This window comes from Mycolicibacterium sp. HS_4_1 (assembly GCF_054515875.1).
On record NZ_CM137261.1, the window covers coordinates 2295458 to 2319174 of the forward strand.

Sequence of the window (23717 nt, forward strand, 5' to 3'; positions counted from 1 at the left end):
GGTCACTGGGTGATTTCCAAACTCCTGGTGGCCAATCGCGGTGAGATCGCGATCCGGGCCTTTCGCGCAGCCAACGAACTGGGTGTCGCCACCGTCGCGGTGTACCCGTTCGAGGATCGCAATTCGCTGCATCGGCTCAAGGCTGACGAGTCGTACCAGATCGGCGAGAAAGGCCATCCGGTACGGGCGTACCTGAATATCGATGACATCGTCGCCACAGCGGTGGCGTGCGGCGCCGACGCGATCTACCCGGGCTATGGCTTCCTGTCGGAGAACCCCGAACTGGCGGCCGCCTGTGCCGCCGCGGGCATCACATTCGTCGGACCCAGCTCCGACATTCTCGAACTGACCGGTAACAAGGCACGGGCCATCGAGTCCGCCCGCGCCGCGGGACTGCCCGTGCTGGCTTCGTCGGAGCCGTCGTCGTCGGTGGACGACCTTCTCGCGGCTGCCGAGCAGATGCGGTTCCCGTTGTTCGTCAAGGCCGTCGCCGGTGGTGGCGGTCGCGGTATGCGCCGGGTGGCAGACCCGGCCGACCTCCGTGAGGCGATCGAAGCCGCGTCCCGCGAGGCCGATTCGGCATTCGGTGATCCGACGGTGTTCCTGGAGCAGGCCGTGATCAACCCGCGGCACATCGAGGTGCAGATCCTCGCCGACACCCACGGCAACGTCATGCACCTCTTCGAGCGCGACTGCAGCGTCCAGCGCCGCCACCAGAAGGTCATCGAACTGGCGCCCGCGCCGAACCTGGATCCCGAACTGCGGACGCGCATGTGCAACGACGCCGTGGCCTTCGCCCGGCAGATCGGCTACTCGTGCGCCGGCACCGTCGAATTCCTCGTCGACGAGCGCGGCCAGCACGTCTTCATCGAGATGAACCCGCGTATCCAGGTGGAGCACACGGTGACCGAGGAGATCACCGCCGTCGACCTGGTCGCCTCGCAGTTGTGTATCGCCTCCGGCTCGTCGCTCGAGCAGCTGGGGTTGAGCCAGGAGACCATGCAGCCTCGCGGCGCCGCGCTGCAGTGCCGCATCACCACCGAGGACCCGGCCAACGGCTTCCGTCCCGACACGGGCCGGATCACCGCCTACCGCACCCCCGGCGGCGCCGGGATCCGGCTGGACGGCGGCACCAACCTGGGCGCCGAGGTGTCGGCGCATTTCGACTCCATGCTGGTCAAATTAACCTGTCGCGGAAGGGATTTGACGACTGCGGTGGCGCGCGCCAAGCGGGCCCTGGCCGAGTTCCGCATCCGCGGCGTCTCGACCAACATCCCGTTCCTGCAGGCGGTGCTCGATGACCCAGATTTCGTCGCCGGAAAGGTGACGACGTCGTTCATCGACGAACGTCCGCAGTTGCTGACCGCGCGCACCAGTGCCGACCGTGGCACCAAGATCCTCAACTACCTGGCCGACGTGACGGTCAACCAGCCGCACGGACCGCGTCCGTCGGCGGTATATCCGCGCGACAAGCTGCCCGCCGTCGACCTCAAGGCGGCGCCGCCCGCGGGCTCGAAGCAGCGGTTGGTGGAACTGGGCCCGGAGGGCTTCGCGCGCTGGCTGCGCGACACCCCGGCCGTCGGGGTCACCGACACCACCTTCCGTGACGCGCACCAGTCGCTGCTGGCCACCCGCGTGCGGTCCACCGGGCTGCTGGAGATCGCTCCATACATCGCCCGGTCGACGCCGCAACTGCTGTCGGTGGAGTGCTGGGGCGGCGCCACTTACGATGTGGGCCTTCGCTTTTTGAAGGAAGACCCGTGGGAGCGGCTGGCCGCACTGCGTGAGGCCCTGCCGAACATCTGCCTGCAGATGCTGCTGCGCGGCCGCAACACTGTCGGCTACACGCCGTACCCCGAACTGGTGACGTCGGCTTTCGTCGAAGAGGCCACGGCCACCGGTGTCGACATCTTCCGCATCTTCGACGCGCTGAACAACGTCTCGTCGATGCGTCCAGCCATCGAGGCGGTGCGCGAAACCGGTTCTGCGGTAGCGGAAGTCGCGATGTCCTACACCGGCGACCTGACCGATCCCGGCGAGCACATCTACACGCTGGACTACTGGCTCGGGCTCGCCGAGGAGATCGTCGAGGCCGGCGCCCACGTGCTGGCCATCAAGGACATGGCCGGCCTGCTGCGGCCCCCGGCCGCGGCAAAGCTGGTGTCGGCGCTGAAGTCTCGCTTCGATCTGCCGGTGCATGTGCACACGCACGACACCCCGGGCGGCCAGCTGGCAACCTACATGGCCGCCTGGCAGGCGGGTGCCGATGCGGTCGACGGTGCCTCGGCGCCGATGGCCGGCACCACCAGCCAGCCCGCGCTGTCGTCCATCGTCGCGGCGACGGCACACACCCAGTACGACACCGGGCTTTCGCTCACTGCCGTCTGCGACCTGGAGCCGTACTGGGAAGCGCTGCGTCGGGTGTATGCGCCGTTCGAGTCCGGCCTGCCATCGCCGACCGGCCGCGTCTACACCCACGAAATCCCGGGTGGCCAGCTCAGCAACCTGCGCACCCAGGCGATCGCGCTGGGCCTGGGGGACCGGTTCGAGGAGATCGAGAACGCCTACGCCGGGGCCGACCGGATCCTCGGCCGCCTGGTGAAGGTGACGCCGTCGAGCAAGGTGGTCGGCGACTTGGCCCTCTCGCTCGTCGGTGCCCACGTCACCGCTGACGACTTCGCGGCCGACCCGTCCCGCTATGACATCCCGGACAGCGTCATCGGATTCTTGCGCGGCGAGTTGGGCGACCCGCCCGGCGGTTGGCCGGAGCCGTTGCGGAGCAAGGCACTGGAGGGACGCGGCCCGGCCCGGCCGGAGCAGCAGCTGACCGAGGAGGACGGGGCCCAGCTGGCGACGCCGGGTCCGGTGCGCCAGGGCGCGCTGAACCGGTTGCTGTTCCCCGGACCGACAAAGGAGTTCCTCGCGCACCGCGAGGAATACGGCGATACCTCGCGGCTCAGCGCCAACCAGTTCTTCTACGGTCTGCGCCGCGGGGAAGAGCATCGCGTGCAGCTGGAGAAGGGCGTCGAGCTGCTGATCGGCCTGGAAGCGGTGTCCGAGCCCGACGAGCGCGGCATGCGTACGGTGCTGTGCCTCATCAACGGACAGCTGCGGCCAGTGCTGGTGCGTGACCGCGCCATCGCCGCGGACGTGCCGGCTGCCGAGAAGGCCGACCGCACCAACCCCGACCATGTGGCGGCTCCGTTCGCGGGCGTGGTCACGGTCGGCGTTGCGGTCGGTGACAAGGTCGACGCCGGTCAGGCCATCGCCACCATCGAGGCGATGAAGATGGAGGCAGCCATCACCGCACCCAAGGCTGGCACCGTCGCGCGGATCGCCGTCACGCCTACCGCGGGCGTGGAAGGTGGCGATCTGCTCGTGGTGATCAGCTGACCCGGATCATCGGCGGCCGCCACGGCGGCCGCCGGATCTCGGTGCCGGCCAAAGGGACTCGGCCGACGACGGATCGGGTGCGCGAGTCGTTGTTCAACGTGCTGGCGGCCCGGGTGGATTTCGATGGGGCGCGCGTGCTCGATCTGTACGCCGGATCGGGAGCGCTCGGACTGGAGTCACTGTCCCGCGGCGCGGCCTCGGCCTTGTTCGTCGAGGCCGATCGGCGTGCCGCGGCGGTGATCTCACGGAACATCGCCGAGCTGGGGGTCGACGGCGCGGCGGTGCGGTGCGCCACGGCGTCCAGTGTGGCGGGGACGTCCGCGACGCGGCCGGTGGACCTGGTGTTCGCCGACCCGCCGTACGACGTGCCGGCCGCTGACGTGGAAGCCGTTGTCGGACAGCTGGTTTCAAGTGGCTGGCTGGCGCCGGGGGCGATCGCGGTGATCGAGCGCCCGACGTCGGGCCCGGCGCTCGTCTGGCCGGACGGCTGGACGGTGCTGCGCGAGCGGCGGTACGGCGACACCCGGCTGGAGATGGCGGAGTGGGCGGGCTGAGCACTGGCATTGCCTGGGCCTTGTACCGTCTTGGGCTATGAGCGGTGCGGTCTGCCCGGGATCCTTCGACCCGGTAACCCTTGGTCACCTCGATGTCTTCGAGCGGGCGGCGGCCCAGTTCGACGAGGTGGTGGTGGCGGTGCTGGTGAACCCAAACAAGAAGGGCATGTTCACCGCCGAGGAGCGCATCGCGATGATCACCGAGGCGACGTCGCACCTGCCGAACCTGCGTGTCGAGGCCGGATCGGGGCTCGTCGTCGACTTCGCCCGGGCGCGGGGGCTGACGGCCATCGTCAAGGGCCTGCGCACCGGCACCGACTTCGAGTACGAGCTGCAAATGGCGCAGATGAACCGGCATGTAGCCGGTGTCGATACCTTCTTCGTCGCCACCAAGCCGCAATTCTCGTTCGTGTCGTCGTCGTTGGCGAAGGAGGTGGCGGCCCTCGGCGGCGACGTCACCGACCTGTTGCCGGCAGCGGTGAACAAGCGGCTGCAGGCCAAGCTGGCCGGATAGTTCTGCGCGACACACCGGTCGCCAAAGCGGAGTCACACGAGTAACACCAGGCACACTGGTAACAACAACTACGCCTGGAGGATGTTGCCGTGTACCGAGTATTTGAGGCGCTGGACGAGCTCGGCGCGATCGTGGAAGAGGCACGTGGAGTGCCGATGACCGCGGGCTGCATGGTGCCGCGGGGCGATGTCCTGGAACTTCTCGACGACATCAAGGACGCGATCCCGGGTGAGCTGGACGATGCCCAGGATGTTCTGGATGCCCGCGACGGGATGCTGCGCGAGGCCAAGCAGCACGCCGACGCGATGGTGTCGTCGGCCACGGCCGAGGCCGACTCCCTGGTCAACCACGCCCGGTCCGAGGCCGACAGGCTGCTGGCCGACGCCAAGGCCCAGGCCGACCGCATGGTCGCCGAGGCCCGTGCGCACAGCGAGCGCATGGTCGGGGAGGCCCGTGAAGAGGCCAATCGGATCTCCGCCACCGCCAAGCGCGAGTACGAGGCCAGCACCAACCGGGCCAAGGCCGAGGTCGACCGGCTCCTGGAGAGCGGCAATCTCTCATATGAGAAGGCCGTCCAGGAGGGCATCAAGGAGCAGCAGCGCCTGGTGTCCGAGACCGAGGTGGTCCAGACCGCCCATGCCGAGGCCACCCGCATGGTCGATTCGGCGCATGCCGAGGCGGACCGTTTGCGGGGCGAATGCGACATCTACGTCGACACCAAGCTCGCCGAGTTCGAGGAGCACCTCCAGGGCACGCTGCGCTCAGTCAGCCGGGGCCGGCACCAGCTGCGTACCGCGGCGGGCACGCACGACTACGCCCAGCGCTGAATCGGTTAGCGGGAATGGCGTCCGGTCGACGATCGGCGCCGACGTAGGATTGACCAATGCCTGGCCCGAGTCCTCTGACCATTGACATTGTGCGATTGGGCCGACGGCCCGGGTTGATGATCACGCACGTCGAAACCGTGCCCAGTCCCGGGCGAATCGGCCTGGATCTGATGGCGATCGAGGCCGGCGCGCCGATCGATCTCGACCTGCAACTGCAGTCGGTGTCCGAAGGCGTGCTGGTGACGGGGTCGGTGTCCGCGCCGACATCCGGCGAGTGCTCGCGGTGCCTCAACCCGCTGTCCGGACACGTCACGGTCGACCTCACCGAGCTGTTCGCCTACCCAGACAGCACGACCGAGGCCACCACGGAGGAAGACGAGGTCGGCCACGTCGTCGATGACACCGTCGACCTCGAGCAGTCGATCATCGACGAGGTCGGGCTGACGCTGCCGTTCGCGCCGCTGTGCACCCCGGACTGCCCGGGCTTGTGCCCGGATTGCGGAGTGCGCCTACTCGACGCCGAACCGGGCCATCATCACGACAAGATCGACCCGCGGTGGGCGAAGTTGCAGGCACTGATGCCGGACGGCCCCGACGCCGACGGCGCTGCGCCGGAGGACGGTCCGTGACGGTAGATCGTGCGCCGCTGCTCGCAGCGCTGGGCGTGCGGTTGCCCGACGATCTGCTGACTGTGGCTCTGACTCATCGCAGCTACGCGTACGAGAACGGCGGTCTACCGACCAACGAACGGTTGGAGTTCCTGGGCGACGCCGTGCTGGGTCTGGTGATCACCGCCGAGATTTTCCGCCGGTACCCGGACCGCAGCGAAGGCGAGTTGGCCAAGCTCAAGTCAGCAGTCGTCAACACTCAGGCGCTGGCGGAGATAGCTCGTAGTATGCCCCCCGATGGGCTGGGCAGCTACCTGCTGCTGGGCCGGGGCGAGATGGCCAGCGGTGGCGCGCAGAAAGCCAATCTGCTGGCTGACGGACTCGAATCCTTGCTCGGCGCAACGTATGTCGAACATGGTCACGAGGTGGCCCAGACCGTGGTGATGGGACTGTTCAGCACCGCACTCGACACCGCGGCGAGTCTGGGCGCGGGTCTGGACTGGAAGACCAGCCTGCAAGAATTGTCCGCGGCCCGCCGGATCGGCGTCCCGTCGTACGTCGTGACGTCCACGGGCCCGGAGCACGACAAAGAGTTCACCGCACGCGCGGTGGTGGGCGGCATCGACTACGGCGAAGGCACCGGGCGCACCAAGAAAGAAGCCGAACAGCACGCTGCCGCGGCGGCTTACCAGGCGCTGGAAGCCAGTCCCGACGTCGACCCTGACGCTGACGCCGTCAGCAATGCCTGAACTCCCCGAAGTCGAGGTTGTCCGGCGCGGCCTCGAAGCACATGTCGTGACAAAGGGTTTCACCACTGTGACGGTGTTGCACCCGCGCGCCGTGCGACGGCACGACAACGGTCCCGCGGATCTGGCGGGCCGGCTGGCCGGACGCCGGATCACTGGGACGGGGCGCCGCGGCAAGTACCTGTGGCTCACTCTGGACGGTGACGAGGCACTGGTGGTGCACCTGGGGATGAGCGGCCAGATGCTGATCGGCCCTCCCGCGCGACCGTCGCACCTGCGGATCGCGGCCGTGCTCGACGACGGCACCGAGCTGAGCTTCGTCGACCAACGCACCTTTGGTGGTTGGCAGGTTTGCGACCTCGTCGAGGTCGACGGCAGCGTCGTCCCCCTGCCCGTGGCGCACATCGCCCGCGATCCGCTGGATGCCGCATTCGACCCGGACTCGGTGGTGAACGTCTTGCGGCGCAAGGACTCTGAGATCAAGCGTCAGCTGCTGGACCAAACCGTGGTGTCGGGTGTCGGCAACATCTACGCCGACGAATCGCTGTGGCGCGCGCAGGTCAACGGCTTTCGGCCGGCCTCGGCGCTGGCCAGGCGCCGGCTCGGGGAACTGCTCGGCCATGCTGCCGATGTGATGAACTCGGCACTGGCGCAAGGCGGCACGTCGTTCGACTCGCTGTACGTCAATGTCAACGGCGAGTCCGGATACTTCGACCGGTCACTGGACGCCTACGGCCAGGAGGGCGAGCCGTGCCGCCGCTGCGGCACGGCGATCCGGCGGGAGAAGTTTATGAACCGCTCGTCGTACTACTGCCCGAAATGTCAACCGCGGCCACGGATCCCGCGCGGGATCTGACGGGCCAAGCTACTTCAGTCCGGGCAGGCCTTTGAACTTCGGCGAATCGGTCATGCAGAACTTCCACTCGCCGCCTTCTTTGCGCAGCGGGACGTTCGTGGTCGTCCCGCTCGACGACTTTACGTCCACCGTCGCCCGATCGCCGTTGACGTTGATATCGGTGATCTCGGCGCCGCCGCTCGGACCAGGGCTGTCGCTGCCCTTGTCGAATTTGCCCGCTATCGAGGGCAGCTTGTCGTAGAGCTTTACGTCATTGGCGCAGGAGTGCGCCTTGAAATCGTCGAAGGTGTCGATGCGCGCCGTCATCAGGTCGCGAATCTGGTCCTCTTCCGACGTCGGGGCGACCGTCACTCCGCTGCTGCCGGACGCCGACTGCGAGTCCGAACCTGACATCGCGATGAGGATGACCACCACGATGACCAGGACGACGGCGAAGATTCCCGCACCGATGAGCGCGAACGTCCGGTTCCGATTGGGCGGAGTGGGCGGCGGGAACCCGGGCTGGCCGGGGTATCCCGGACCCACCGGATACCCGGGGACCGGCCCGTATCCGGGCCGGCCGTAGGCGCCGGGGTATCCGTACTGCGACTGGCCGTAGGCGGCAGGCTGCCCGTACTCAGGCTGGCCGTAGGCCGGTTGTCCGTACTGCGGCTGCCCGTACGCGGGTTGTCCGTAGGCCGGTTGCCCGTACTGCGGTTGCCCGTACGCAGGCTGGCCGTATCCCTCGGGCGGCTGCTGCGGCGGCTGCCAGGGCTGAGCGCCCGGATCCGAGCCGGACGGGGGATAGGTCATGTCTGCGCGCTCCCTGTGAAATGTGCCTGGTGTCCAACGTAACACCAGCTTGACTGCCCGAAATGCCAACCGCGGCCGGGCAAGTCACAGGTCGGTCACTTCATGCCGGGCAGGTTCTGCAGCTGCTTCAGTTGCGGTGAGTCGGTGAAACAGATCTTCCACTCACCGCTTTCTTTGCGGAAGTACAGCGTGCCGGAACGCTCCAGGCCGGTGCTCGACGTTGCGGTTACCTCCGCGGTGGCGGTGTCACCGGTCACGTTGACACTGTCGACCGTCGCTTTGCTCTTGGCGCCGGTCGGATTGGTGCCGGTGCTGTCGGCGATGCCGGGGAACTTGCTGAAGAACTTCTGGTCGTTGGCGCAGGCTCGTTCTTTGATCGACGACGGTCCAGAGCTCATCAGGCTCCGAATCTGGTCTTCGTCGGAGTTGCCGCCCAGAGCGCTGAGCCCGCCACCGGAGTTCGAGACGAGCACCACGGCGAGCACGATGCCGACGACGATGATGGCCGCCAGGCCGCCGATCAGCGCCCACTTCGGGCCATTCGATTTCGGTTGCGGTGCGCCGGGGAGGCCCGGACCGGCCGGGTACCCCGGCGGCGGTCCGTACCCCGGATGGCCGTACCCAGGTTGGCCATATGTCGGCTGCCCGTAGGCGGGCTGGCCGTACGTGGGTCCGGGTTGGGGTTGGCCGTATCCCGGTTGGCCGTAGCCGCTCGGCGGGAACCCGGGGGCAGGCTGCTGCGGCGGCTGCCACGGCTGAGGGCCCGGCTGCGGCCCGAGCGGGGGATAGGTCATGTGTGGTCGCTCCCTGTGAACTGTGCTTGCAGTCCAACGTAACATCGCGGGCCGCCTACCACCGGAAACGCCGGTCGGCCCAGTCCTGCTTCATCCCGGGCAGCTGCTGAATCTTCGGCATTCCCGGCGAGCTCGCCAGGATCACCGGCAGCAAAGGGGTCCTGCGCGCACGGTACAAATGACGCATGACGGAACTGTGGGTCGAACGCACCGGGGTGCGCCGCTATACCGGGCACAGCTCGCGCGGAGCAGAGGTCCTCGTCGGATCCGAGGACGTCGAGGGCGTCTTCACCCCCGGTGAACTCCTCAAGATCGCGTTGGCGGCGTGCAGCGGGATGAGCAGCGACGCGCCGTTGCGTACCCGGCTCGGCGACGACTACGACGCCACCATCCGGGTCTCGGGACCGCCGGACCGGGAGAACGAGGTCTACCCGCTGCTGCAGGAGTCCATGGAACTCGACCTCTCGAGCCTGTCCGAGGACGAGATCAAGCGACTGAAGATCGTCGTCGAGCGGGCCATCGACAAGGTCTGCACGGTGGGCCGCACGCTGAAGGCGGGCACCGAGGTCACCTTCGAGTTCGCCGACAAGTGACCACTGACGGTCCAATTGCCGGCTCCGCCGACGTAGTCCGGTTGTCGGCCTGGGTGCACGGCCACGTGCAGGGCGTCGGGTTCCGGTGGTGGACCCGGGCGCGGGCGCTGGAGTTGGGCCTCACCGGCTACGCCAGTAACAAGCCCGACGGCCGCGTGCACGTCGTGGCGCGGGGTCCGCGCGCCGACTGTGAGCGGTTGTTGGAGCTCCTGCGCGGTGGCACGACCCCGGGCACGGTGACGACCGTCGTCGAGGACTGGGCCGCCGCGGGCGACCCGATCGACGGCTTTTCCGAGCGTTAGACGCCCAGGGGTCCCCGGCATTTAACCGGCGCGACGGTAGGGTTTCACCCCATGCATCTGAAGAGTCTGACGCTGAAGGGCTTCAAGTCCTTCGCGTCGCCGACGACTCTTCGCTTCGAACCCGGTATCACCTGCGTGGTGGGGCCGAACGGTTCGGGCAAATCGAACGTCGTCGATGCCCTGACCTGGGTGATGGGCGAGCAGGGCGCCAAGACGCTGCGCGGCGGCAAGATGGAAGACGTCATCTTCGCCGGCACCTCGTCGCGGGCCCCGCTGGGCCGGGCCGAGGTGACGTTGACCATCGACAACTCGGACAACGCACTGCCGATCGAATACTCCGAGGTGTCGATCACCCGCCGCGTGTTCCGCGACGGCGCCAGCGAGTACGAGATCAACGGCAGCAATTGCCGGCTGATGGACGTGCAGGAACTGCTGTCCGACTCCGGTATCGGCCGCGAAATGCACGTCATCGTCGGCCAGGGCAAGCTGTCGGAGATTCTGGAATCGCGCCCCGAGGACCGTCGCGCCTTCATCGAGGAAGCCGCCGGCGTGCTCAAGCACCGCCGGCGCAAGGAAAAAGCAGTCCGCAAGCTCGACGCCATGCAGGCCAACCTGGCCCGCCTCACCGACCTGACCACCGAACTGCGTCGTCAGCTCAAGCCACTGGGCCGGCAGGCCGAGATGGCGCGCCGCGCCCAGACCATCCAGGCCGATCTGCGTGACGCCCGGCTGCGGCTCGCCGCCGACGATCTCGTGACGCGCCAGGCCGAGTTCGATGACACCAACCAGACCGAGACCGCGCTGCGTCGCGAGCACGGCGAGGTGACCGAGCGCCTGGAAGCCGCCTCGGCGGAATTGGCCGGCCACGAAGCAGCGGTGTCAGGCCTGTCCGGCCGTGCCGAGGCTGCCCAGCAGACCTGGTTCCGGCTGTCCGCGTTGGCGGAACGGGTCAGTGCCACCGTGCGCATCGCCACCGAGCGCACCACCCTGCTGGACTCCGATCCGGAGATGTCGACCGGGCCGGACCCGGATGCGCTGGACGCAGAGGCCGACGCCGTCGCCGAGCACGAGGAACAACTACTCGCCGAGCTCGCCGAGTCCCGGACCCGGCTGGAGGCCGCACGTGGCGCGCTGGCCGAATGCGAACGCGCCGCGGCCGACGCTGAGCGGGCCCAGATGGCGGCGGCCCGCGCCGAGGCGGACCGGCGCGAAGGCCTCGCACGGTTGTCCGGCCAGGTCGACACCATGCGCACCCGCATCGAATCGATCGACGAGCGCACGGTCCGGCTGAGCGGCAGCATCGAGGAAGCGGCCGCCCGGGTCGAGCAGGCGAAAGCCGAGTTCGAGCTCGTGCAGGGCAAGGTCGGTGAACTGGACGCCGGCGAGTACGGGCTCGATGAACATCACGGGCGGACCATCGCGGCCATGCGCCAAGCCGACGAACGGGTCAGCGAGCTGCAGGCGGCCGAGCGTGCTGTCGAGAAGCAGGTGGCTTCCTTGCGGGCCCGCATCGACGCCCTGTCGGTGACCCTCGACCTCAAAGACGGATCGGCGTGGTTGCAGAAAAACCATGACGGCTCAGGGCTTTTCGGCTCGGTGGCGGAGTTGCTCAAGGTGCGGTCCGGTCATGAAACCGCAATTGCGGCCGTACTGGGTGCCGCTGCCGACGCCTTGGCGGCCGACAGCTTCGAAGCCGCACGCGCCGCCGTGGCCGCGCTCAAGCAGGGCGACGGTGGCCGTGCGGCCATTGTGCTCAGTGACTGGCCTGCCGAAACTGCTTCGCCGCGTGGCGAATTGCCGTCCAATGCCCAATGGGCGCTGGATCTGGTCGAGGTGCCGGCCCGGCTCTCGGGCGCGATGAGCGCCATGCTGGCGCGGGTTGCGGTGGTCGCTGATCTCCCTGCGGCGTTGGATCTGGTGGCCGCGCGTCCGGAACTGCGGGCAGTGACGGCCGACGGCGATCTGGTCGGCGCCGGCTGGGTCAGCGGTGGCTCCGATCGCAAGCCGAGCGCCCTGGAGATCACCTCGGAGATCGAGAAGGCACGCACCGCGCTGATCGACGCCGAGCGCCAGACCAGCGAGTTCGGTGCCGCGCTGGCGGGTGCGCTGGCCGAACAGTCGGCGCGGCGGGACGCCGTCGAACACGCGCTGGCCGCGCTGCACGAGTCTGATGCCACCATCTCGTCCGTCTACGAGCACTTGGCTCGGCTGGGGCAGGAGGCCCGGACGGCCGATGCCGAATGGCAGCAGCTGATGGCGCAGCGCGATGAGCTGGAGGCCGGCCGCAGTCGTACCCTGGCCGAGCTGGCCGAGTTGGAAGATCGCCTCCACAACGCGCAGCAGGAGCCGATGTTCGACGCCGAGTTCGTCGACCGCTCCGAGACGACGGCGGCCGCCGAAGAGGCGAGAGCGGTCGAGGTCGAGGCCCGGCTGACGGTGCGGACCGCTGAAGAACGAGCGAATGCCGTTCGCGGCCGGGCAGATTCATTGCGCCGAGCCGCGGCGGCCGAGCGTGAGGCCCGAGTGCGGGCCGCACGGGCCCGGGAAGCGCGGGAGAACGCGGCGAAGGTCGCCGCCGCGGTTGCCGACTCCGGCCGGCTGGTTGCCGAAAAGCTGGCTGCCACAGTGGCACTGGCGGCACGCGAGCGCGACGCTTTGGCCACCGAGCGGGCCCAACGCTCGGAGGGATTGACGCGCGTCAGGGCGGAAGTGTCCGAACTCAGTGCCCGCGCGGGCGCGCTGACCGAGGCGCTGCATCGCGACGAGGTCGCGAAAGCACAAGCGGCCCTTCGCATCGAGCAACTCGAGCAGCAGGCGCTCGAGCAGTTCGGGATGGCGGTGGCCGACCTGGTCGCCGAGTACGGCCCGGATGTGCCGCTGCCGCCGACCGAACTCGAGATGGCCGAATACGAGCAGGCCAAAGAACGCGGCGAGCAGGTCACCGCGCCCGTGCCGATGGAGTTCGACCGGCCCACCCAGGAGCGGCGCGCGAAAAAGGCCGAGAAGGAACTGGCCGAGCTCGGCCGGGTGAACCCTTTGGCGCTGGAGGAGTTCGCCGCGCTCGAGGAGCGCTACAACTTTCTGTCCACCCAGTTGGAGGACGTCAAGGGTGCCCGCAAGGACCTGATGGACGTCATCGCCGACGTCGACGAGCGCATCCTCCGGGTCTTCACCGAGGCTTACGCCGACGTGGAGGCGGAGTTCAGCCAGGTGTTCCAAACGCTGTTCCCCGGCGGCGAGGGCCGGCTGCTGCTGACCAACCCCAGCGACATGCTCACCACCGGCATCGAGGTCGAGGCCCGGCCGCCGGGTAAAAAGGTCAAGCGGTTATCCCTGCTGTCCGGTGGCGAGAAGTCGCTCACCGCGGTCGCGATGCTGGTGGCGATCTTCCGGGCGCGCCCGTCACCCTTCTACGTCATGGACGAGGTCGAGGCCGCGCTGGACGACGTGAACCTGCGCCGTCTGATCAGCCTGTTCGAGCAACTGCGGGAGAAGTCGCAGCTGATCGTCATTACGCACCAGAAGCCGACCATGGAGGTCGCCGACGCGCTGTACGGCGTCACGATGCAGGGCGACGGCATCACACAGGTGATCTCACAGCGCATGCGCGGCCAGGAGTTGGTCTCCAACCCCTCCTAGGCGAGGGCCCTGGGTTGCGGGCGGTCTTCACGGTCGATCTGCATCTCGACTTCTGTGGCGCTTGTCAGATGTCCTGAGACATAACAGTGGCGCTTGTCAGATCCGCCTGGCATAATAGAACGTATGTTCGAACGCGTGGGGATCGGGGCTGGCGGTGCGCTGGTCCACGATGTATCCGTGGTCGACTCGATGGTCCACTTCGCGCGGGTATCGGCTATGGCCGAGTCTGGGAAGTTCACGGCCATTGCTGATCTGGTGGCGCTGCGCGTTGATGGTCAGGGTGATCGGCAGTGGTGGGCGTGTGATGGTTGGGATGCCGCGGTCGCTGAGGTCGGGGCTGCGTTGGGGATCGGGTCTCGGGAAGCCTCTGGGCAACTGTCTATCGCGGTCGCATTGCGAGACCGGTTGCCGAGGGTGGCGGCGGTGTTCGCCGATGGCGGGGTGTCGGCGCGCACGGTCGGCATGATCTGTTGGCGTACCCGGCTGGTGGAGGATCCCAACACGTTGGCGGTGATCGATGCTGCTCTGGCGGGGGCATTGTGTGAGTGGGCGGGGTTGTCCCGCAAGAAGATTGAGAAGAAGATCGACGGTTGGGTGCACAAGTTCGACCCGGCCGCGGTGCTCAAGGTGCGGTCGGCGGCCCGCTCGCGTGGGGTTGGGGTCGGCAAGCCTGATGATGAGACCGGGGTGGCGTCGATCTGGGGTGCGCTGCTGGCCACCGACGCCGAGTTGTTCGATCGGGCCTTGACTGCCCTCGCTCGGCAGGTGTGTGACAACGATCCGCGCACGTTCGCCCAGCGCCGCGCGGATGCGGTCGGGGTGCTCGCCGCCCGTGGGGACCGTTTGGCGTGCCAGTGTGGCACCCCCGATTGCGCGGCGGTCGGGCCTGATGTGCGGGCGACGGCGGTGGTGATTCATGTGCTGACCGATGCGCTGCCGGCGCCGGTGGCTGATCGGCTGCTCAGCGGGGACCCGGCTGCACCCCTGACCCCGCCCGTGCCTGAGCCGGTCTTCACGCCCGAATCCGAGCGCGCACCCGAGCTGGTGAACGGGGCAGCGCTCGACGCGTCGCCCGCGCCAGTGCCAGCCGCCACGCTCGCCCACAGTCCTGCTCCCGCGGCTGAGCCGGCGCCTGTGCGGGTCCCCGCTCCGGTGCGCACCCCGGTCGGCTATGTGGTCGGCGGCGGTGTGGTGCCGCCGGCCACGTTGGCCGATCTGGTCGCCCGCGGCGCCAAGGTCCGCACCGTCGCCTCAGCCACCGGATTGGGTGGGGTAAACCGCTACCGGCCCTCGGCCGCGATTGATGAGTTCGTGCGGATGCGGGCGATGACGTGCATGTTCCCGGGCTGCGATCAGCCGGCCACCACCTGCGACCTCGACCACACGATGCCGTGGCCGGGCGGGCCGACCCATCCGGGCAACTTGAGCCCGAAATGCCGCAAACACCACTTACTCAAGACCTTCTACGGTGGGCCCGAGGGCTGGCGTGACCGTCAACTCGCTGACGGGACGATTGTGTGGACTGCACCTACTGGCCACACGTATATCAGCGTGCCTACGAGTCGAATCTTGTTCCCCGACAAGGTCACCGACACCCCGCTCCCGGATCCGCCGCCGCCGGACGGTACTGATCTGGATACCCCACCGGCGCCGGGGCGGGGTGTCATGATGCCGATGCGGCGCCGCACCCGCGCCCAAGACCTGGCGCAGCAGATCGCTTACGAACGCGCTCTCAACGAAGCCGACCTCCAGCAGTTAGCGGCGGCCCAAGAAGCCTGCGCCCGGCGACACGAAGCCCTCCAAGCCGCACGCGAAACCGGCCGTCGGGCAGAGGAAGCAACCGCATCCGGCGAGCAATACCCGCCCACTGAAAACGACATCCCACCACCGCTCTGAACACTCGGATGGATTGATATCCCCGACTGAGGGGATCGTTGTGCCGATCTGCGTCAGCCGGGCTGACGTCTGCCATGCGCGGCGGGACTTGGTGCGGCTGACAGAATGGCACGGTGTCGGAAGGTCTCTGGATCGCGCTAGCGGTCGTCGCAGTTCTCGTTGTCACTGCACTGGTCGTCGGATTCGTCCGCTACCGGCGCAGCCGCATCTCCCTCGCCGCGCCAGAGGAGACACCGAAGCTGGACCGCTCCGGCGGCTACACAGCGTCGTCGGGTATCACGTTCAGTAGTTCCGACACTGCGGAGAAGTTGCCGACCGTCGGGGACGACGCCGAGATTCCGCGTGACTCGCGTAAGCGCACCATCGCCGATATCCAGCTCCCGGAGCCGGAAGTCGTGGCCGAGCCGGAAGTCGTGGCCGAGCCGGAAGCTGTGGCCGAGCCGGAAGTCGTGGCCGAGCCGGAACCGGACGTCGTCGTGGCGCCCGAGCCGACTCTCGCTCCCGAACCCGAACCCGAACCCGAGGTCGAAGCCGAGCCCGAAGCCGAACCCGAAGCCGAGGTCAGCCCGCGCGACGAAATCGCGCCCACCGCCGGCCGGTTGGAGCGGTTGCGCGGCCGCCTGGCCAAGTCGCAGACCACGCTGGGCCGCAGCATGCTGGGCCTGTTGGGCGGCGGCGACCTGGATGAGGACTCGTGGGAGTCCGTCGAAGACACCTTGCTGATCGCCGACCTGGGGCCGGTCGCCACCGAATCGGTCGTCACCGCGCTGCGCAGCCGGATGGCCGAGGCCAACGTGCGCACCGAGGCCGATGCCCGCGCGGTGCTGCGCGAGGTGCTGATCAAGGAACTGCGGACCGACCTGGACCGGTCCATCAAGGCACTGCCGCACGCCGACAAGCCGTCGGTACTGCTGGTGGTCGGGGTCAACGGAGCCGGCAAGACCACCACCGTCGGCAAACTGGCCCGCGTGCTGGTCGCCGACGGTCGCCGCGTCGTGCTCGGCGCGGCCGATACCTTCCGCGCCGCCGCTGCCGACCAGCTGCAGAGCTGGGGCGCCCGCGTCGGCGCCGACATCGTGCGCGGTCCAGAGGGCGCCGATCCGGCCTCCGTGGCGTTCGACGCCGTCGACAAGGGCATCGCAGCGGGCGCTGACGTCGTCGTGGTCGACACGGCGGGCCGCCTGCACACCAAGACCGGCCTGATGGACGAGCTGGGCAAGGTCAAGCGCGTGGTCGAAAAGCGCGCCAAGGTCGACGAGGTGCTGCTGGTCCTCGACGCCACCATCGGACAGAACAGCCTGCCGCAGGCCCGCGTCTTCGCCGAGGTGGTCGACATCACCGGCGTGGTGCTCACCAAGCTCGACGGAACTGCAAAGGGTGGCATCGTGTTCCGCGTGCAGCAGGAGCTCGGTGTGCCGGTCAAACTCGTCGGCCTCGGCGAAGGCCCGGACGACCTGGCGCCCTTCGAGCCCGCGGCTTTCGTCGACGCCCTCTTGGGTTAACAGAACTCCCGCGAGCTGGGCACACTTCGCGGTTGCGGTGGATTTCACGTCTGCTCAGCAGGGGTGAGAGACGTCATTAACCGCGCCGAAACGTAACTGGTCAATCCGTTCACATATGCGAAACGCCCGCGCGCCGTCGGCGAAACAACCGATGCGCAAAGTTCTGGCCTAGGTCATTGGTATCTGCCCGTGACATGGGTTAAGGAGGAAGCGGCCAGTGGATGGATTCCCGATCTTGGGCACGCCGGACACCGGTGACACAGCATGGATGCTGGCGAGCTCAGCGCTTGTCCTGTTGATGACACCGGGTCTGGCGTTCTTCTACGGCGGCATGGTGCGCCGTAAGGGTGTGCTCAACATGATCATGATGAGCATCAGTGCCATGGGTGTCGTCACGGTGTTGTGGGTGCTGTTCGGCTACTCGATGGCGTTCGGCAACGACAAATGGAACATCGTCGGCGATCCCACGCAGTACTGGGGGCTCAAGGGCTTGATCGGCGGTAACTCGCTGGTTCCGCACCTCGCCGCGGGAGCCACTGCGGCGGTGAAGATTCCGCTGGCCGGAACCATTCCACAGCTGGTGTTCGTCGCGTTCCAGCTGATGTTCGCGATCATCACCGTCGCCCTGATCTCCGGTGCGGTCGCCGACCGCCTCAAGTTCGGTGGCTGGCTGCTGTTCGCCGGCCTGTGGGCCACCTTCGTCTATTTCCCGGTCGCGCACTGGGTGTTCGCCTTCGACGGCATCACGGGCGAGCACGGCGGCTGGATCGCCAACCACCTCAAGGCGATCGACTTCGCCGGTGGTACCGCGGTGCACATCAACTCCGGTACCGCGGGCCTGGTGCTGGCCATCATCCTGGGCAAGCGTTCCGGCTGGCCGGGCACCATGATGCGTCCGCACAACCTGCCGTTCGTCATGCTGGGCGCCGGTCTGCTGTGGTTCGGCTGGTACGGCTTCAACGCCGGCTCTGCGCTGAACTCTGACGGTGTCGCAGCGTCGACCTTCATCACCACCACCGTGGCGACCGCCGCCGCGATGCTGTTCTGGCTCCTGACGGAGAAGATTCGTGACGGTCACGCCACCTCGCTGGGTGCCGCATCGGGCATCGTGGCAGGTCTCGTCGCGATCACCCCGTCCTGCTCGTCGGTCAACGTCCTCGGCGCACTGGCGATCGGTGCGGGCGCCGGTGTGGTGTGTGCCCTGGCCGTCGGTCTGAAGTTCAAGCTGGGCTTCGACGACGCGCTCGACGTCGTGGGCGTGCACCTGGTCGGTGGTCTGTTCGGCACGCTGATGGTCGGCTTGGTTGCCGCACCCGAGGCTCCGGCTGCAGTGAAGGGCCTGTTCTACGGCGGCGGATTCGATCAGTTGTGGCGTCAGGCCGTCGGCGCGTTCGCGGTGCTTGCGTACTCGGCGATCGGTACCGCTATCTTGGCGTTGATCGTGAAGTACACCGTGGGCCTGCGCCTCGACAAGGAGGACGAGGCCAACGGTATCGACGAGGCCGAGCACGCGGAAACCGCTTATGAATTCGCGTGATCGGGAAGGATTCACGATGACATCCACGGGTATTTGGAAGGACTCAACCAAATGAAGTTGATCACGGCGATCGTCAAGCCGTTCACGCTCGAAGACGTCAAGACCGGCCTGGAGCAGATGGGCATCCTCGGGATGACCGTCAGCGAGGTACAGGGCTACGGGCGACAGAAGGGCCACACCGAGGTCTACCGTGGCGCCGAGTATTCAGTGGACTTCGTGCCGAAGGTGCGGGTCGAGGTCATCGTCGACGACTCTTCCGTCGACAAGGTCGTGGATGTCATCGTGCAGGCCGCGCGGACGGGCAAGATCGGTGACGGCAAGGTGTGGGTCACCTCCGTCGAAACCGTGGTGCGCGTCCGTACGGGCGAACGGGGCAGCGACGCCATCTGACGGCTGCTGACCACCAGATGACCATGCAGACACCAGATTCCGCTGCCGGGGCCGACGACACTTCGGTTTCGCAGGCTTCGGCAGCGGGATCCCCCCGTCCGGCAAGCGATCTGAGGGCCGCTGTCGAGCAGTTGCTCGCCGGTGGCGCGCGCCGGCTCGATTCGGCGGCGTTGCGCGAGGCTCTGGTTGATCTGTATGAATTCTGGCTTGCCGCAAAGGCAACCGAGATCGGCATCACCGAGACCAGCGGCTTCGCCATTGTGGCGACGGGCGGCCTCGGTCGGCGGGAAATGCTGCCGTACTCGGACCTGGATTTGATGCTGTTGCACGACGATCTGCCGCAGGACGTCGTCACCGAGGCTGCCGAGGCGCTCTGGTACCCGTTGTGGGACGCCAACATTCATCTGGACCACAGCGTCCGGACCGTGCCGCAGGCACTCAAGACCGCGGCCGGCGACATCTCCGCGGGGCTGGCCATGCTCGACGCGCGGCACATCGCCGGCGATTCGGACCTGTCGTCCCTACTGGTCGGCGGTGCCCGGCGGCAATGGCGGACCGGGATCACATCCCGTTTCACCGAACTGATCGAGCATGCCGCGGCGCGGTGGGAGCGTTCCGGTCAGATCGCGCACCGCGCCGAGCCGGATCTGAAGAACGGCCGCGGCGGCCTGCGTGATGTGCAGCTGCTGAACGCGCTGGCCATGGCGCAGCTGGCCGACGTCTACCCGAGCCGTTCGGTGGCATCACCGATCGGCACCCTGGCCGACGCGCATCTGGCCCTTCTCAATGTTCGCACCGAACTGCATCGGGTCTCTCACAAGGGGCGCGAGATGGTGCTGGCCCAGTACGCAGACGAGGTCGGCGACGCACTGGGTATCGGTGACCGCTTCGATTTGGCGCGGATGATCAGCGATGCCGCCCGAACCATCACCTTCTACGTGGACGCCGGGGTGCGTACCGCGGGGAATGCCTTGCCGCGCAGAGGCTTCGCCGCACTCAAGCGACCGGTACGACGGCCGCTCGACGAGGGCGTGCTGGAGTTCGGCGGTGAGGTCATCCTGGCTCGCGACGCCAAGCCGCAGCGCGACCCAGGCCTGATTCTGCGAGTGGCTGCGGCTGCGGCCACCAACGGACTGCCCATCGCGGCCTCGACGCTGGCGCGGCTGGCCGAGTCGGCGCCCGAACTGCGGGCCCCGTGGCCCAAGGAAGCACTCAACGACCTGCTCGTGATGCTGACGGCGGGGCCGGGCACGGTGGCCACCGTCGAGGCCCTGGACCGGACCGGGTTGTGGGGCCGGTTGTTCCCGGAGTGGGGCGCGATCCGCGACCTGCCGCCGCGCGACGTCGTCCATATCTGGACCGTCGACCGGCATCTGGCCGAAACCGTCTCCCGGGCAAGCGCTTTCACCACCAGGGTGGACAGGCCCGATCTGCTGGTGTTGGGCGCGCTGCTGCACGATATCGGCAAGGGGCGAGGCGGCGATCACAGCAGGATCGGTGCCGAGCTGGCCAACCAGATCGGTCTGCGGCTGGGACTGTGGCCGGCCGATATCGAGGTGCTGGTCAAGATGGTCCGCTACCACTTGCTGCTGCCCGATACCGCGACTCGCCGAGACCTGCAGGATCCGAACACCATTGCCGCCGTGGTCGACGCGCTCGGCGGCGACCCTGTACTGCTGGAGCTGCTGCATGCGCTGGCCGAGGCGGATTCACTGGCCACCGGCCCCGGCGTGTGGGGTGACTGGAAAGCCTCCCTGATCGGCGATCTGGTGCGGCGGTGCCGGCTGGTGATGGCGGGGGAGAGCTTGCCGCACCCTGATCCCATTGATTCGGAACTACTTTCGCAGGCCAACCAAACCGGGGTCCATGTCGAGCTGGCGGCGGCCGACAGTGCGCACCTGTTCAACGTCACGATGATCGCTCCGGACCGGCGGGGCCTGCTGTCCAAAGCAGCCGGGGTGCTGGCGCTGCACTCGCTGCGCGTGCACTCGGCGTCGGTCAACAGTCACGAGGGACTGGCTATCAACACGTTCGTGGTTTCGCCGCACTTCGGCTCGCCACCGGCCGCCGAACTGTTGCGCCAGCAGTTCATCCTGGCGCTCGACGGGGAGCTGGACGTGCTCGCCGCGCTGGAGCAGCGCGACGAGGAAACGCCGGCTCCGACCCGGCGCGCCGGTGAGATTCCGGCAGCCGTGCCCGGCTATCACACGATCGCGCCACCGCACGTGCGGTGGTTTGCGGGGTCCTCGGCCGGTGAGCTTGTGGTGCAGATTCGCAGCGCCGACCGGCCGGGCCTGCTCGCCCGGCTGGCCGCCGTGGTCGAGCGCAAGGGCGTGGACGTCGCCTGGGCCAAGGTGACGACACTCGGCGCGACCGTCGTCGACGCCTTCGGTCTCGTGGTTTCCGAGGCCTTCACCACCGCAGAGGCGCAGACCGCGTTCGAGCAGGACTTGTATGCGGTGCTGCCTGCCCCGCTACCGGTCAAGCCCGCTACAGCCGCCAGCTGATACCGGTTCAGCCGGCGCTGACGCTCACCCAGGTGTTGTTGACGGCCGCCGTCCCGGTGAAGGGGTCAACCAACGCCGGATCGTGGAGATCGTTCACATTGGCGCCGGGCAGGGTATCGGCGTGACGCCAGCCGGTGTTCGCGTGTCCCCAGCCGTGCGGAACCGCAACGGTGCCGGGGCGGACATCGTCGCTGATGTCCAGCGGCACTTCGATCTGCCCTACCGCTGAGGTGACGCGCACCAGTTCGCCCTGGGCAAGTCCGCGGGCGCTCGCATCGTCGGAGTGCATCAGCAGCGTGCACTTGTTGGAGCCGCCGGTCATCGACGGCAGATTGTGCAGCCAGGAGTTGTTGCTGCGCAGTTGACGCCGGCCGATGAGCTGCAGATCGCGGCCGGAGTCGTCGGTGTCGTGCGTGGCCTGGTCGAGCAACCGGACTGCGGCCGCGATGAATTCGGGCGGTGCCAGGGCCACCTTGCGGTCGCGGGTGGCGATCACCTCGCGCAGCCGCGGTTGCAGGGGGCCGAGGTCCAGTCCACCGGCGCTGGACCTCAGGTCGTCCATCGTCTTGCCCTTGCGGCCCTTACGGATTCGTCCATGCGGTCCGGTGGTCAGCGCTACCGCCGCCATCCGCATCGGGTTGGCGAACCCGATCAGCGCGGTGCGCAGCGGTGCGGTCAATTGTCGAAGCGGAGCCGGGAGGAGTTCCATGGTCAGGCGACTGAGGATTTCCCAGTCCTCCAAAGCGCCTGGGGGCGGGTCGAAGGACCGGTGCTGATACCGAATGTTGTTGCGCACGCTGAAGATCGTCGTCAACAGCCCGACATCTTCGCGCTCCAGAGGTGACACCGGCGGCAGGATGAAGTCCGCGTGCCGGGTGGTTTCGGTGACGTACATGTCCACTGCCACATGCAGATCCAGTGATGCCAGTGCCTCATCCAGTCGGCCCTTCTGTGGCACGGAGGACGCCGGGTTGCCGGCGTAGGTGATCATCGCGCGGATCTGGCCGTCACCGGGGGTGAGGATTTCGTCGGCCATCGCGACGGCGGGCAGCTCGGCACGGAAGGATTGGTAGCGGCCGGACCGGTCGGTCCATGCCCCGTGTCCCACCGGGACGTACTTGGCCAGCCGTGGCAGGTCGGCGATCGGCGTGGAGAACATGGTCCCGCCCGCGCGGTCCAGGTTGCCGGTGACCGTGTTGAGGACCATGACCAGCCAGCTCACCAGGGTCCCGGTCTGCTGCTGGCAGATTCCGATCCGGGCGTAGATGGCGGCCGATTCCGCGGCCGCGTGCTCGCGGGCCAGCCTGCGGATCGTGTCCGCGTCCACCCCGGCGCGCTGTGCGACAGCCTCCGGACTGGTGCCGCCGACCAATCCCTTGAGTTCGTGCCATCCGGTCGCGATCTGATCGAGAGCCGCGGTATCGCAGAGGTTTTCACTGATCAGCACGTGCAGCATGCCCAGCAGCAGGTACGCGTCGCCGCCCGGGCGTACCGACACGTGCTGGTCGGCCATCCGGGCGGTCTCGGTCCTGCGGGGGTCGATGACGACGACAGTGCCGCCGCGCTCGCGGACCGCCTTGATGCGGCGTTTGGCACCCGGCATGATCGACATCGAACCGTTCGACACCGCGGGGTTGGCGCCGAGGATCACCAGCCGCTGGGTGCGGTCGATATCGGTGATCGGGACCAGGACGTTGGAGCCGAAGACCCGCCACGCGGCATATTCGTGAGGCATCTGGTCGAGCGTGGATGCCGAGAAGAAGTTGGGCGTCAGCAGGGCCGCTCGCAACATCAGACCGTAGAACGCGCCCGAACTGTGCGCTGCCGGGTTTCCCAGGTACATCCCGGCCGAGCGGACCCCGTGCTCCTTGCGGATGCGGCGCAGCCGGACCCCGATCTCGGCGAAGGCGTCGTCCCAACTGACCGGTTCGAAACTGTCGCCGACCCGCCGCATCGGCGTGCGCAGCCGGTCGGGATCGTGGTGCAGGGCACCCATGGCGGTGGCCTTGGGGCAGATATAGCCCTTGGAGAAGACGTCGTCGGGGTTGCCCTCGATGCGGCTGACCTTGCCGTCGGCCACCGTGACGTGGATGCCGCAGTGCGCCTCGCACAGCGTGCACTGGCTGACGTGCACAGTGCCGGCCGTATCGCCTGTAGCGCGGTGTACTCCGGGCAGGGGCATGTCGATCGCTGTCACAGGGCCTCCGGGACGATCTGGCTACGTGCGTGACCAGACTATCCGCGACAGTGCGCTCCAGGCCAGACCC

The 23717-nt window shown here is 67.8% G+C and carries 19 protein-coding genes; 15 read left to right on the forward strand and 4 right to left on the reverse strand.

Annotated elements, in window-relative coordinates:
• The first annotated feature begins 9 nt into the window (after positions 1-9).
• The 7 genes from ACX12F_RS10900 (at position 10) to mutM (ending at position 7498) form a co-directional block, all read left to right on the forward strand.
• Entirely contained in the window at positions 10-3393 is a 3384-nt protein-coding gene (locus ACX12F_RS10900) for a pyruvate carboxylase (protein ID WP_459369573.1), read from the forward strand.
• Positions 3390-3947 carry a 16S rRNA (guanine(966)-N(2))-methyltransferase RsmD gene (gene rsmD / locus ACX12F_RS10905; RefSeq protein WP_459370310.1) on the forward strand — a complete coding sequence of 186 codons (558 nt, stop codon included), beginning with the start codon at positions 3390-3392 and terminating at the stop codon, positions 3945-3947. The genes ACX12F_RS10900 and rsmD overlap by 4 nt, the downstream gene beginning before the upstream one ends.
• 37 nt (positions 3948-3984) lie before the next feature.
• On the forward strand, positions 3985-4461 hold the full coding sequence (coaD, locus tag ACX12F_RS10910) for a pantetheine-phosphate adenylyltransferase (protein WP_459369574.1): 477 nt from the start codon (positions 3985-3987) through the stop codon (positions 4459-4461).
• Positions 4462-4550: 89 nt separating this feature from the next.
• Positions 4551-5288 carry a cell division protein SepIVA gene (gene sepIVA, locus ACX12F_RS10915; RefSeq protein WP_459369575.1) on the forward strand — a complete coding sequence of 246 codons (738 nt, stop codon included), beginning with the start codon at positions 4551-4553 and terminating at the stop codon, positions 5286-5288.
• Between the two features lie 56 nt (positions 5289-5344).
• Positions 5345-5917, forward strand: coding sequence for a YceD family protein (locus ACX12F_RS10920; protein ID WP_459369576.1), 573 nt, complete (start codon positions 5345-5347; stop codon positions 5915-5917).
• Complete coding sequence (gene rnc / locus ACX12F_RS10925) at positions 5914-6645, forward strand: ribonuclease III (protein ID WP_459369577.1); 732 nt, start codon at positions 5914-5916, stop codon at positions 6643-6645. Before ACX12F_RS10920 ends, rnc begins: the two co-directional genes overlap by 4 nt.
• Entirely contained in the window at positions 6638-7498 is an 861-nt protein-coding gene (gene mutM, locus ACX12F_RS10930; RefSeq protein ID WP_459369578.1) for a bifunctional DNA-formamidopyrimidine glycosylase/DNA-(apurinic or apyrimidinic site) lyase, read from the forward strand. Before rnc ends, mutM begins: the two co-directional genes overlap by 8 nt.
• A gap of 9 nt (positions 7499-7507) precedes the next feature.
• Here the strand turns inward: mutM and ACX12F_RS10935 are convergent, their stop codons facing one another.
• From ACX12F_RS10935 to ACX12F_RS10945, 3 genes are all read right to left on the reverse strand, one after another.
• Positions 7508-8290, reverse strand: coding sequence for an Rv0361 family membrane protein (locus ACX12F_RS10935; protein ID WP_459369579.1), 783 nt, complete (start codon positions 8288-8290; stop codon positions 7508-7510).
• A gap of 95 nt (positions 8291-8385) precedes the next feature.
• A complete protein-coding gene (locus tag ACX12F_RS10940; protein WP_459369580.1) occupies positions 8386-9084 on the reverse strand; it encodes an Rv0361 family membrane protein in 699 nt (232 codons plus the stop codon).
• Between the two features lie 55 nt (positions 9085-9139).
• The gene (locus ACX12F_RS10945; RefSeq protein ID WP_459369581.1) at positions 9140-9271 is read right to left on the reverse strand and encodes a hypothetical protein; all 132 of its coding nucleotides are present in this window, start codon (positions 9269-9271) and stop codon (positions 9140-9142) included.
• On the opposite strand from ACX12F_RS10945, the gene ACX12F_RS10950 reads away from it, so the two are divergent.
• From ACX12F_RS10950 to ACX12F_RS10985, 8 genes are all read left to right on the forward strand, one after another.
• The gene (locus tag ACX12F_RS10950) at positions 9270-9677 is read left to right on the forward strand and encodes an OsmC family protein (protein WP_459369582.1); all 408 of its coding nucleotides are present in this window, start codon (positions 9270-9272) and stop codon (positions 9675-9677) included. The genes ACX12F_RS10945 and ACX12F_RS10950 overlap by 2 nt on opposite strands.
• Positions 9674-9979 (forward strand): acylphosphatase, encoded by a 306-nt coding sequence (locus tag ACX12F_RS10955; protein ID WP_459369583.1) that lies wholly within the window; start codon positions 9674-9676, stop codon positions 9977-9979. The genes ACX12F_RS10950 and ACX12F_RS10955 overlap by 4 nt, the downstream gene beginning before the upstream one ends.
• A gap of 51 nt (positions 9980-10030) precedes the next feature.
• On the forward strand, positions 10031-13618 hold the full coding sequence (smc, locus tag ACX12F_RS10960; RefSeq protein ID WP_459369584.1) for a chromosome segregation protein SMC: 3588 nt from the start codon (positions 10031-10033) through the stop codon (positions 13616-13618).
• A 123-nt stretch (positions 13619-13741) separates the two neighbouring features.
• The gene (locus ACX12F_RS10965; protein WP_459369585.1) at positions 13742-15514 is read left to right on the forward strand and encodes an HNH endonuclease signature motif containing protein; all 1773 of its coding nucleotides are present in this window, start codon (positions 13742-13744) and stop codon (positions 15512-15514) included.
• A 113-nt stretch (positions 15515-15627) separates the two neighbouring features.
• Complete coding sequence (ftsY, locus tag ACX12F_RS10970) at positions 15628-17016, forward strand: signal recognition particle-docking protein FtsY (RefSeq protein WP_459369586.1); 1389 nt, start codon at positions 15628-15630, stop codon at positions 17014-17016.
• 217 nt (positions 17017-17233) lie between these two features.
• Positions 17234-18553 carry an ammonium transporter gene (locus ACX12F_RS10975; protein WP_459369587.1) on the forward strand — a complete coding sequence of 440 codons (1320 nt, stop codon included), beginning with the start codon at positions 17234-17236 and terminating at the stop codon, positions 18551-18553.
• Positions 18554-18604: 51 nt separating this feature from the next.
• Positions 18605-18943 carry a P-II family nitrogen regulator gene (locus ACX12F_RS10980; RefSeq protein ID WP_043393419.1) on the forward strand — a complete coding sequence of 113 codons (339 nt, stop codon included), beginning with the start codon at positions 18605-18607 and terminating at the stop codon, positions 18941-18943.
• Between the two features lie 17 nt (positions 18944-18960).
• Positions 18961-21450 (forward strand): [protein-PII] uridylyltransferase, encoded by a 2490-nt coding sequence (locus ACX12F_RS10985; RefSeq protein ID WP_459369588.1) that lies wholly within the window; start codon positions 18961-18963, stop codon positions 21448-21450.
• Between the two features lie 7 nt (positions 21451-21457).
• Here the strand turns inward: ACX12F_RS10985 and ACX12F_RS10990 are convergent, their stop codons facing one another.
• Entirely contained in the window at positions 21458-23632 is a 2175-nt protein-coding gene (locus ACX12F_RS10990; RefSeq protein WP_459370311.1) for a molybdopterin-dependent oxidoreductase, read from the reverse strand.
• Between the last annotated feature and the right edge of the window lie 85 nt (positions 23633-23717).

Bases quoted from the DNA above. Each gene is read 5' to 3' on its own strand.
- coaD (WP_459369574.1), top strand. From the start codon at position 3,985: ATGAGCGGTGCGGTCTGCCCGGGATCCTTCGACCCGGTAACCCTTGGT.
- ACX12F_RS10920 (WP_459369576.1), top strand. From the start codon at position 5,345: ATGCCTGGCCCGAGTCCTCTGACCATTGACATTGTGCGATTGGGCCGA.
- mutM (WP_459369578.1), top strand. From the start codon at position 6,638: ATGCCTGAACTCCCCGAAGTCGAGGTTGTCCGGCGCGGCCTCGAAGCA.
- ACX12F_RS10935 (WP_459369579.1), bottom strand. From the start codon at position 8,290: ATGACCTATCCCCCGTCCGGCTCGGATCCGGGCGCTCAGCCCTGGCAG.
- ACX12F_RS10940 (WP_459369580.1), bottom strand. From the start codon at position 9,084: ATGACCTATCCCCCGCTCGGGCCGCAGCCGGGCCCTCAGCCGTGGCAG.
- ACX12F_RS10950 (WP_459369582.1), top strand. From the start codon at position 9,270: ATGACGGAACTGTGGGTCGAACGCACCGGGGTGCGCCGCTATACCGGG.
- ACX12F_RS10945 (WP_459369581.1), bottom strand. From the start codon at position 9,271: ATGCGTCATTTGTACCGTGCGCGCAGGACCCCTTTGCTGCCGGTGATC.
- smc (WP_459369584.1), top strand. From the start codon at position 10,031: ATGCATCTGAAGAGTCTGACGCTGAAGGGCTTCAAGTCCTTCGCGTCG.
- ACX12F_RS10965 (WP_459369585.1), top strand. From the start codon at position 13,742: ATGTTCGAACGCGTGGGGATCGGGGCTGGCGGTGCGCTGGTCCACGAT.
- ACX12F_RS10980 (WP_043393419.1), top strand. From the start codon at position 18,605: ATGAAGTTGATCACGGCGATCGTCAAGCCGTTCACGCTCGAAGACGTC.
- ACX12F_RS10985 (WP_459369588.1), top strand. From the start codon at position 18,961: ATGACCATGCAGACACCAGATTCCGCTGCCGGGGCCGACGACACTTCG.
- ACX12F_RS10990 (WP_459370311.1), bottom strand. From the start codon at position 23,632: ATGCCCCTGCCCGGAGTACACCGCGCTACAGGCGATACGGCCGGCACT.